This is a genomic window from Veillonella sp. (assembly GCF_015058545.1).
Taxonomy (GTDB): Bacteria; Bacillota; Negativicutes; order Veillonellales; family Veillonellaceae; genus Veillonella_A.
Window position 1 is genome coordinate 1 of the sequence record NZ_SVCB01000061.1, and the last position, 9,296, is coordinate 9,296.

At 41.6% G+C, this 9,296-nt stretch carries 10 protein-coding genes and 1 riboswitch; of the genes, 7 read left to right on the forward strand and 3 right to left on the reverse strand.

Annotation, left to right across the window (positions count from 1 at the left end; translation table 11 throughout):
* Nucleotides 1-349 precede the first annotated feature (349 nt).
* The 5 genes from E7204_RS03840 (at nt 350) to E7204_RS03860 (ending at nt 4,877) form a co-directional block, all read left to right on the forward strand.
* The gene (locus tag E7204_RS03840; protein ID WP_156703997.1) at nt 350-1,792 is read left to right on the forward strand and encodes a [FeFe] hydrogenase, group A; all 1,443 of its coding nucleotides are present in this window, start codon (nt 350-352) and stop codon (nt 1,790-1,792) included.
* Between the two features lie 283 nt (nt 1,793-2,075).
* Nucleotides 2,076-2,184, forward strand: a riboswitch (SAM riboswitch).
* Nucleotides 2,185-2,251: 67 nt separating this feature from the next.
* Nucleotides 2,252-3,397 carry a 5-methyltetrahydropteroyltriglutamate--homocysteine S-methyltransferase gene (locus tag E7204_RS03845; protein WP_295181710.1) on the forward strand — a complete coding sequence of 382 codons (1,146 nt, stop codon included), beginning with the start codon at nt 2,252-2,254 and terminating at the stop codon, nt 3,395-3,397.
* Entirely contained in the window at nt 3,387-4,211 is an 825-nt protein-coding gene (locus tag E7204_RS03850) for an AzlC family ABC transporter permease (protein WP_295181712.1), read from the forward strand. Before E7204_RS03845 ends, E7204_RS03850 begins: the two co-directional genes overlap by 11 nt.
* On the forward strand, nt 4,208-4,534 hold the full coding sequence (locus tag E7204_RS03855; RefSeq protein ID WP_295181714.1) for an AzlD domain-containing protein: 327 nt from the start codon (nt 4,208-4,210) through the stop codon (nt 4,532-4,534). Before E7204_RS03850 ends, E7204_RS03855 begins: the two co-directional genes overlap by 4 nt.
* Before the next feature lie 145 nt (nt 4,535-4,679).
* Nucleotides 4,680-4,877 (forward strand): hypothetical protein, encoded by a 198-nt coding sequence (locus E7204_RS03860; RefSeq protein WP_295181716.1) that lies wholly within the window; start codon nt 4,680-4,682, stop codon nt 4,875-4,877.
* 224 nt (nt 4,878-5,101) lie between these two features.
* Here E7204_RS03860 and E7204_RS03865 read toward each other — a convergent pair whose 3' ends face one another.
* The 3 genes from E7204_RS03865 to E7204_RS03875 all read right to left on the reverse strand — a co-directional run bounded on the left by E7204_RS03865 (nt 5,102) and on the right by E7204_RS03875 (nt 7,285).
* The gene (locus tag E7204_RS03865; protein WP_295181718.1) at nt 5,102-5,971 is read right to left on the reverse strand and encodes a HigA family addiction module antitoxin; all 870 of its coding nucleotides are present in this window, start codon (nt 5,969-5,971) and stop codon (nt 5,102-5,104) included.
* Between the two features lie 144 nt (nt 5,972-6,115).
* Nucleotides 6,116-6,598, reverse strand: a complete 483-nt coding sequence (locus tag E7204_RS03870) for a low molecular weight protein-tyrosine-phosphatase (protein ID WP_295181720.1) — start codon at nt 6,596-6,598, stop codon at nt 6,116-6,118.
* Between the two features lie 63 nt (nt 6,599-6,661).
* A complete protein-coding gene (locus E7204_RS03875; RefSeq protein ID WP_295181722.1) occupies nt 6,662-7,285 on the reverse strand; it encodes a site-2 protease family protein in 624 nt (207 codons plus the stop codon).
* A gap of 409 nt (nt 7,286-7,694) precedes the next feature.
* On the opposite strand from E7204_RS03875, the gene E7204_RS03880 reads away from it, so the two are divergent.
* Together E7204_RS03880 and E7204_RS03885 are read left to right on the forward strand one after the other, a co-directional pair.
* A complete protein-coding gene (locus tag E7204_RS03880; protein WP_295181724.1) occupies nt 7,695-8,438 on the forward strand; it encodes a helix-turn-helix domain-containing protein in 744 nt (247 codons plus the stop codon).
* A gap of 188 nt (nt 8,439-8,626) precedes the next feature.
* A partial coding sequence (locus E7204_RS03885) for a hypothetical protein (protein ID WP_295181726.1) occupies nt 8,627-9,296 on the forward strand: 670 nt, incomplete at its 3' end.

A 9,296-nucleotide genomic window follows, 5' to 3' on the forward strand; every position in this document is an offset into this window, starting at 1 on the left:
AAAAGCCCCCGAGTAGGGGGCAGCCAGTGGTAATAGAGTGGTTGTCAGATTACTCAAAGCCCTCTTTAGAGGGCAACCACTAGAGAAAGACCCTTATAGGGTCAGAGCAAACCACCCGTTCTACGGGTGGTTATGATTTAAATCCTCTAAAAAAGGCGGTATTATCATACTTTTCGCATAGTAAGAATGCACAATGATAATCTAATTCCTATTTGAAAACAGGAGATTTAATTTGCTATACTACAAAGAGACATCACTCACAACCATACATTTTTGGTCGATGTCGGTTCCAACAGAGGTTGGAGTATTTGAATACATAACTAGTATTATTTGTGTGAGGTGCAAAACTATGAGTTTCGAAAGTCGATTCCAACATATTGATCGTCGTGTTCCGATTTCAGAGAATAACCCTGCAATCATTCATGATTTAACTAAATGTAAAAACTGTACATTATGCCGTCGTGCTTGTGCTGACGTTATGGGTGTACTTGACTACTACGATTTAGAATCTACCGGTGATGAACCGATTTGTGTTCATTGCGGTCAGTGCGCAGCCGCTTGCCCATTCGATTCTATGAACGAACGTTCCGAATTGGACGAAGTAAAAGCAGCTATCGCCGATCCTGATAAAATCGTTGTTATCCAAACTGCACCGGCTGTACGTGTAGGTATCGGTGAAGAATTCGGTTATGAACCGGGTTCCGTTTTAGAAGGCAAAATGATTGGTGCCTTGCGTCAACTTGGTGCCGACTATGTAGTAGATACCAACTTTGGTGCCGACTTAACTATTATGGAAGAAGCCAGCGAATTAATTGAACGCGTTGTAAACGGTCATGGTGAATTGCCACAGTTTACCAGCTGCTGCCCTGCATGGGTTAAATTCTGCGAAACTTACTATCCTGAATATTTACCAAATATTTCTACAACTCGCAGCTGTATCGCTATGGAAGCAGCTGTTATTAAAACATATTTCGCTAAGAAGATGAATATCGATCCTGAGAAAATCGTATCCGTGAGCGTGGCTCCTTGTACGGCTAAGAAATTCGAAATTCGTCGTCCTGAACAGAATAAATCCGCTGCATACTGGGAAAAAGAAGAACTTCGTGATACCGATTATTGTATTACGACTCGTGAATTCGGCAAATGGATTCGTGAATCCGGTATCGACTTTACTCAGGTAGAAGAATCTCAGATGGATAAATACATCGGCGCTGAAACCGGTGGCTCCGTAATCTTCTGTAATACCGGCGGTGTTATGGAAGCGGCTGTTCGCAGTGCTTACAAATTCATTACCGGTGAAGAACCGACTCCTGAACGTTACACGAACCTTCAGGAAGTTCGCGGCATGGAAGGCGTTCGCGAAGCGGAAGTTGAAATTGGCGACAAAAAATTAAAATTAGCTGTAGTTCACGGCGGTAAAAATATCCGTACATTCTTGGACGACATGAAAGCTAATGGCAAAAAATACGATTTCGTTGAAATGATGGCTTGCCCTGGCGGTTGTATCGGCGGCGGCGGTCAGCCACGCGTAAAAATGCCGGTAGCTAACAAAGTTCGTGAAGCTCGTATCAAGGGCATCTACGATATGGATTCCAACATGAAACTTCGTTCCAGCTATGAAAACCCTGAAATCAAAGCAATTTACACTGAATTCTTTGATAAACCATTGGGTGAACTTTCCGAACAGTTGTTACACACTCACTTCACCGACCGCAGCAGCGATCTTGGTGTACGTAAGGATGTAACGCCTGAAACTTGCCCAACATCCCCTAAATTCAAGAAACCTGAATAAGATTTCCGGATAAAACTTGAATAGACGTTCCGAGTAAAAACTTGGCTAAGTTTTTTAGTAAAAGTTTGAATAAAACTCTCGGTTAACAAAAAATATGAGAGCATCGAATGCTTGTGCTTAGCACGGCATTTGGTGCTCTTTTTGTATACCGCAGGGTTAGGCTCTTTATAGCTATAGCTTTACTTGTTTTTTGTATAACTACAGTTGACATGTATCTCTGATTGAAGTATTATAATATACATCGAAAGGGTAATGTTTTACCCCAGGTAGTTATAATTTTATAGAATCATCCAGAGCAGCTGAGGGAATTGGCCCGGTGAAGCTGCGGCAACCTGCTTATACGCATAGTATTAGCAAGGTGCTAAGTCCAACGGGAAACCGGCAGATGATAAGACAGTTGGTCGTCATTTGTTGACGACTTTTTTTATTAGCTGCCACTTTTGAGAGGAGATTGAGAATATGAGTAATGCAAAACAGACAATTGGGAAAGGTCCGTTCCGCTATGATGTAGTAGGTAGTTTTTTACGACCTGAATCCGTTAAAAAGGCACGCCAAGAAGTAGAAGCGGGGACTCTTGGAAAAGCGGAACTTCGCAAGGTAGAAGATGAAGCCATTCGCGATTTAATCGATAAAGAAGTTAAAGTAGGCCTTAAAGCAGTCACTGACGGCGAGTTCCGCCGTGCCTATTGGCATTTAGATTTCTTGGAACAATTGGTGGGCGTTGAACGTATTAAAGCGGACCATTGGTCCGTAGCTTTTAAAGGCCATCAGCCGAAAGCGGCTACGCTTAAAATCGTAGGGGATATCGACTTCCCGGATAATCATCCGTTTTTGGAAGATTTTAAATTCGTAAAAGCTACAGCCGGTGACAGAGCGGTTGCTAAGTTTACGATTCCTTCGCCGTCCATGCTTCATCTCATTTGTTGTGTTCGTGAAGAACATTATGAACCGATTGCGCAGTATCAAAATGAAGACGCTTTGTTTGAAGCCATTGCCAAAGCTTATCGCAAGGCGATTAAGGCGTTCTATGATGCAGGTTGCCGTTATCTTCAGTTGGATGACACTTCTTGGGGTGAATTCTGCGATGAAACAAAACGCAAAGAATACGCGGCTCGTGGTTTAGATTTAAATCACATTGCTAAAAAATACGTAGAAGTAATTAACTATGCTTTGGAAGGTAAACCGGACGATTTAGCTGTAACTATGCATATTTGCCGTGGTAACTTCCGTTCCACTTGGTTCTCGTCGGGGGGCTATGAACCGGTGGCGGAAACACTGTTTGGTCATTGCAATATTGACGGTTTCTTCTTGGAATACGATTCCGACCGTGCCGGCGGTTTTGCACCGCTTCGTTTTATCAAAAATCAGAAGGTCGTATTGGGCCTCGTTACGTCCAAGTTCCCTGAACTTGAAAAAGAAGAAGACTTATTGGCACGTATTGAAGAGGCAAGCTTATATGTACCAAAAGACCAATTGGCATTGAGCCCGCAATGTGGTTTTGCCTCCACGGAAGAAGGCAATAATTTGACCGAAGAAGAACAATTCGCAAAATTGGCACTCATTAAACGGGTTGCTGAAAAGGCTTGGGGGCCCTATGAAGAATGATGAAAGTCGCAATGATGAAAGCCGCAATGTAAATAATATTTCGACTGATGTTGCCACTTCACTCGACGGTAGTAAGAAGAGCCATGACAAGAGTGCGGGGCGGGAGGCGTTTCGCTACGCGTTTCCCTTAACTGTGCCAATTTGTGCGGGCTTCTTATTTCTGGGCATCTCCTACGGCCTCTTTGCCGTAGGACAGGGTCTGCCTTGGTATTTGCCGATTATTATGAGCGCTACCATCTTTGCAGGCTCTATGGAGTTTGTTACGGTCGCTTTATTGGCCGCTCCCTTTGATCCGTTAGGCGCTTTTATTCTGGCCTTTATGGTTAACGGACGTCACATTTTTTACGGCTTGACTATGTTAACTCGCTATACTTCACAGGGGTGGAAAAAATATCCCCTAATTTTCGGCATGTGTGATGAGTCCTTTGCCCTCAACGCGACCGTAAACTTGCCGGATAATGTGGATAAAGGCTGGTTTTATCTTCATGTGACGTGGCTTAACTATGTGTATTGGGTGATCGGCGTGGCTATGGGTTCCATCGGCAGTCAATTCATTACCTTAAACTTAAAAGGTATTGAGTTTGTTCTAGCTGCTTTGTTTGCGGTTATATTCCTGGATATGCTATTAAAAGGCAAAAATTTACTGCCCGGCTGTATCGGTCTCGGCGTGTCGCTTTTGATGCGCATTATCCTGGGGCCGGATGTATTTATGCTGCCGGCCATGGCCCTCATGGTAGTTATATTCAGCTTACTGTATAAGTTTAAAGGTAAAAAAGAAACGGATTGTAGCGATGAAGGGGGGACGGCTTCATGACAGCTTGGGAAATGGCACTCACTATCGGCGCCGTCGTCCTCGGTACGATGGCTACGCGTTTTATTTCGTTTATTGTATTTGCCAAGTCGGAAAAACCGCCGGCCATCGTGACGTACTTAGGCGATATGTTGCCGGCCGCAGTTATGGGACTTTTGGTCGTGTATTCGTTAAAGGATGTATCGCTCTCGGTAGCGCCAAATGGCATTCCGGAGGCTATTGCTTTAGTGATATTGGCGGTCGCTCATTATTGGCGTCGCAATTTATTACTCAGCATTGCCGTAGGCACCATTGTGTACATGTTCTTGGTGCAACAAATTTTTTAAAATAAGCATATTTATGTAAAACAGTTATAGTCCGACTTATTCAGTAATTACGGGATAAGTTGGACTTTTTTTGAAAAAATTCCGGTTTGGATTAATTGTGGTCATTAGTATGAGCATAAGGAATTAAAACGTAAGGAGGTGCTGTATGGCAAAGGTAACAATTGCCGATGTGGGTGATAATCCGGAAAAAGAAAAACGATATATTCAATCTATGATAGCTCAGGGTGTGGACGGAATCGTTATTAATGCTATAGGCGCTAATGTGGAATATTTGAACGAAGTCAATCGAACGATGGTGCCCATTGATTTGGCAGATAGACCGGATGAACTGCTACGACCTTAGCGTATAGCAAAACGGATAAAAGAGTTTTAAAAACAGCCATTTTGAATGAATTGGCGGCTGCTCGTGATGCGAAACAGCTAAGAAATTCGTTGTTGCTGTTGCTGAAGCCAGAAAATAATTTATTAGTAAGGAAATTGATGACCTATAATTGGAAGTCTATATAGTATAAAAAATCCTTGAAGTATTCTATTGAACATAATAGTTCAACGTACTTCGAGGATTTTTTAGTTATTTAGGGTGATACCATAGTTGCCGGTGGCAATGTTGGACATTTCAGCAAATATAGTATCTAATGTATTGGCCGATTTAGTATTGGTATCATTGATTAATATCATAACATTGGAACCTAGTTTTTTAGTGGCACTACGGAAGAGTGTACCGGGCATAGCCGGTATTTTGGTTAAAATAACGCCTGAGTTCAATAAGGTGTCATCAATATTATCGTAATAATTAGCGTATTCCTTCTTTAAAAGATTGAAATTTAATTTATTATGCGCGTACAAAATATCTACAAAGTTAATAGACTTCTTGAATTTAGTTTTGTTAAAATTAACAGCTTCAATTTGTAATGCCTGATTTATACCTACTTGTAACATTGCATTAGCCATAATAACTTGATTTAGGGGCAAGGTATCAGTTGAATCCCTAAATTTACTTATTAGATTCTTTTTTGTAAGTAGTAATAGGGTAGAAAGTTGAAGAAAATTGCGTAATGTTTTAATTTGTAGATCTATATCTTTTGAATTTTGGGGTAAATCAAAGTATTTTACAAAATATTTGTAATTAATGAATCCAAATATTTGACGCTCTTTTTCAAGTTCTTCGGATGATTTTATTTCAGCTAAGGCAGCATCATAAGTTGCTTGTAAATTTAGCCAAAACTCAATGCTGTTGTCGAACAGCCGAGCTAATTTTACAGCAATATCTATCGATAAATTTTGTTCGCCTCTGATTAAAAGACTAAGGTTCTTAGGTGTCGTATCCAAGCGTTTGGCAAAATCTTCCTGGGTAAGACCACTATCCTCAACTAATTCTTGTATATAGTAGCCCGGATGGAAGGCCATTTTATTAGTGTACTCTATGTAATTACTCATAATGTTTGCTGACCTCCTCTAAATTAAATTACCTATCTAGTAATTTTATTTTAAAGCTACTGAAGAAAAAAGTCAATTTACAAAATTAAAAATGATAAATCTAATTAAAAGACCACTTGAATATATGCAAGTGGTCTAGTGAAGTTAAATATTATATTCTTTTCTAATTTCTGCCAGCAAAGCTTCGCAGCCTTTACTGATGTCATCATAGGTTTCATCAAAGTTACCGGTGTACCACGGATCTTTAACATCGCGAGTTTCACCGACGAAAGAAAGCATTTTCTTAACTTTGTTGTCCGAGTCAGGGCCGATTACGCGATTCAAATTGCGACGATTGTTTTCATCCATAATGATAAGATAATCTGCCGAATTGTAATCTGCTTTGGTCACTTGTCGAGCAGCTCGCGGTGTAAAGGGGATATTGAGGGCACGGAGTTTACTTTTCGTTCCGTGATGGGTGTCGTTCCCGATTTCTTCGCGGCTGGTAGCAGTGGAGTCGATTTTAAAATGGTCACTCAAATTTGCTTTGGCTACTAAATCTTTAAATACAAACTCAGCCATAGGCGATCGGCAAATGTTGCCGTGGCAGACGAACTGCACGTGGATTGGTTTTTTCAGTGTTTTCATAAGCGCCCTTTTTATAATAAATACTATAAACAAAGTGGCGTGCTACATAGGCACTAAATCGTTTTAAACGAACTGGAGAATCATAGCAAACAAACTTAGAATCATTTGTTGCAACGGAATGAGTACCCAAGTCAGAAACGGTGTGTAAATGAGCAAGATTAGCATCAAAAAGCCGTAACGGGCCCATTGCCAATATTTCATCTGCCAGTAAGGCGAGAGCATGTTGGAAACAATGTGCGCTCCATCAAGAGGCGGAATAGGAATCAAATTGAACAAGGCAAAGTTGATGTTAATGATTACCATGAGCGAGATTACCGTGTAAAGTCCGGACGATATGTCGATGCCGTGGTTGTTGATGAAAAACAGCACGAACGCAGATATAAAGGCGATGACGAGGTTGGCTGCAGGACCCGCCAGTGATACAAGGGTATCATCACGTTTTTTATTTTTAAAATTAGCCGGGTTAATCATAACCGGTTTTGCCCAACCGAAATGTAAGAGCAAAAGCATCAACATGCCGAGTAAATCGATATGAGCGAAGGGATTCATGGTGAGTCGTCCCGTACGGCGCGGTGTGTCGTCGCCGAGCGCATCGGCTACTTTGGCATGCGCATATTCGTGCATGGCCATGGCAATGATGATAGCCGGTAAAGCGGCTACAATACTTAATAGATTAAAGTTAAACATAGTCAGCTCCTTTGTATGATGTAATGTAATTAATAGTATACCGTAAAATATCGATGTAAGCAAAAAAAATCACCCATAAATTCTCAAATTTATAGAGGTAAAAGAGAGGGATTTTGTAAAAAGACAAAGGCGTTTTCACCGTATACGCATTATTGGTATGAGCCTCACACTGACGATGCGCACCAATGGTATGAGTCTCATACTGACAGTGCGGATGCGCACCAATGGTATGAGTGGCTTGCTTGCCTATAAGAGAAGGTCTTTTTATAATTAAGACAGTGCTGAAAAATGAAAGAGTCTTATATATGGGAGAACCCGCATGCGTAGGGGAATTGTAAATAGGAATGTGATGCGGGCGTTTTTTTGTAGGGCCAATTAGTGTAATTATAAAAACAGGGGAGTGGATACTATGGCAAAAGTCGTAATTCCAATGCAATTATTAAACCGTTTATATACGGAAGAAAAGTTGTCAACGTGGGAAATTGCCAAGCAATTGGGGTGTAGTCAAGATACGGTGGTGCGTCGTTTGCATGCGTATCAAATTCCGGTGCGGACGCGACGCAAGCAATTGCCGGAGGGGGAATTGGCTCACTTATATCAAAACGTCGGACTTGGGGTTAAGCAATTGGCGGTGCGTTATCAATGTTCTCATACAACGGTAGCAGCTCGTTTACACGAAATGGGGCTATTAATGAACAAGAAGTCTGATTTTAGAGAACCCACACCGGCTTTGAAACGCAATATTATCTGTTTATATAACAGCGGGCAAAGTGCCGGTTGGATAGCACAACATCTTCGTATGTCTCGTTGGACTGTTTTGAAAACATTGCGCAATAGCGGCATTGAGATTCGTCATAGCAATAAACGGGTGTATTTAAATGTTAAGGAATTGGCTTACTTATATGAGCATCGCCATATGTCGACGACGGAATTGGCAGCTTTGTATGATGTGAAACCGGCTACCGTAGCGGAACGGTTAAAAGAAGAAGGCGTCCGTTTACGGGGAAATAATTTGGCACTAGATATGTTTGATGTGTGCAGGCGTTATCAGGAGGGGCATAGTCCGATGCAGATTGCAGATCAATTGGGGTGTTCCTATTCGGCTGTGCGTCGTCGATTGGATGCTTGGCAGGGCTATAAAAAAAGGTCTTAGGGCATCAATTATTTGAAGGTCAAAGGTCTAGACCAGCAATTATTTGAAGGTCATAGGTCATCAATTCTTTGCAAGAATAATAGGCTGATTCATAGGGGGAAGTGTTGCATTATAAGGCCTGAATTCGTTATACTAGAGAGTATGAAAGAAACGTTTTTTCAATTAAACTTAGTAGAATGGAGTTAATCATGGAGATTGTTCTTGCATTGTTGCCTTATTTGACCGCCGGATTTTGTGCGGCTGTTGTTTCGCGTTTCACCGGTGTGGCCTTATCGTTTATCGTAGTACCGACATTATTAATTTGGGGTGCTACACCGGCAGAATTAGTATCATTTATGCTTACCTTTGCGGTGTATAACGGGTTTACCTCGGAAACTCAGGATTTTCGTTTGAATATAAAAAACCTCGTATTGTTTAAAGGTTGGCGTTTAGCGATTCCCCTCGTAGGCTCCGTTGTGTTGTCCTTTATTATGCCGCCGGCTGCCATTGCCTTCTTTATTTTCTGCTTTATTGCCGAATTGGCCATGAGCATGTACAACCGTTTACCGGCCAATGAAAAGCCAGAGCTCAAAGGCGTAATTCTTAGTGTTGTAACCGCCGCCGTATGGTGCTTGGTCGGTGTATTCGCCGTTCGCTTATTACCGGTTGATTACTACTTTATCTTAGTAGGTCTTGGTATTTTGGGCTTAACCGCTTTCACTTGGTATGCAAGTAAACATCGCGATGCGTTCCGTGGCACGTGGTCGGTTATTTGGAATTTCCTATTGTTGTTCTTAGGCTTGTTCGGTTTGGATATTTCCATATATGCCAAAGCTTTACGTCGTTCTTTCACCAGCAAACAGGACGTGATGATCCCTG

Bases quoted from the DNA above. Each gene is read 5' to 3' on its own strand.
- E7204_RS03840 (WP_156703997.1), top strand. From the start codon at position 350: ATGAGTTTCGAAAGTCGATTCCAACATATTGATCGTCGTGTTCCGATT.
- E7204_RS03845 (WP_295181710.1), top strand. From the start codon at position 2,252: ATGAGTAATGCAAAACAGACAATTGGGAAAGGTCCGTTCCGCTATGAT.
- E7204_RS03850 (WP_295181712.1), top strand. From the start codon at position 3,387: ATGAAGAATGATGAAAGTCGCAATGATGAAAGCCGCAATGTAAATAAT.
- E7204_RS03855 (WP_295181714.1), top strand. From the start codon at position 4,208: ATGACAGCTTGGGAAATGGCACTCACTATCGGCGCCGTCGTCCTCGGT.
- E7204_RS03860 (WP_295181716.1), top strand. From the start codon at position 4,680: ATGGCAAAGGTAACAATTGCCGATGTGGGTGATAATCCGGAAAAAGAA.
- E7204_RS03865 (WP_295181718.1), bottom strand. From the start codon at position 5,971: ATGAGTAATTACATAGAGTACACTAATAAAATGGCCTTCCATCCGGGC.
- E7204_RS03870 (WP_295181720.1), bottom strand. From the start codon at position 6,598: ATGAAAACACTGAAAAAACCAATCCACGTGCAGTTCGTCTGCCACGGC.
- E7204_RS03875 (WP_295181722.1), bottom strand. From the start codon at position 7,285: ATGTTTAACTTTAATCTATTAAGTATTGTAGCCGCTTTACCGGCTATC.
- E7204_RS03880 (WP_295181724.1), top strand. From the start codon at position 7,695: ATGGCAAAAGTCGTAATTCCAATGCAATTATTAAACCGTTTATATACG.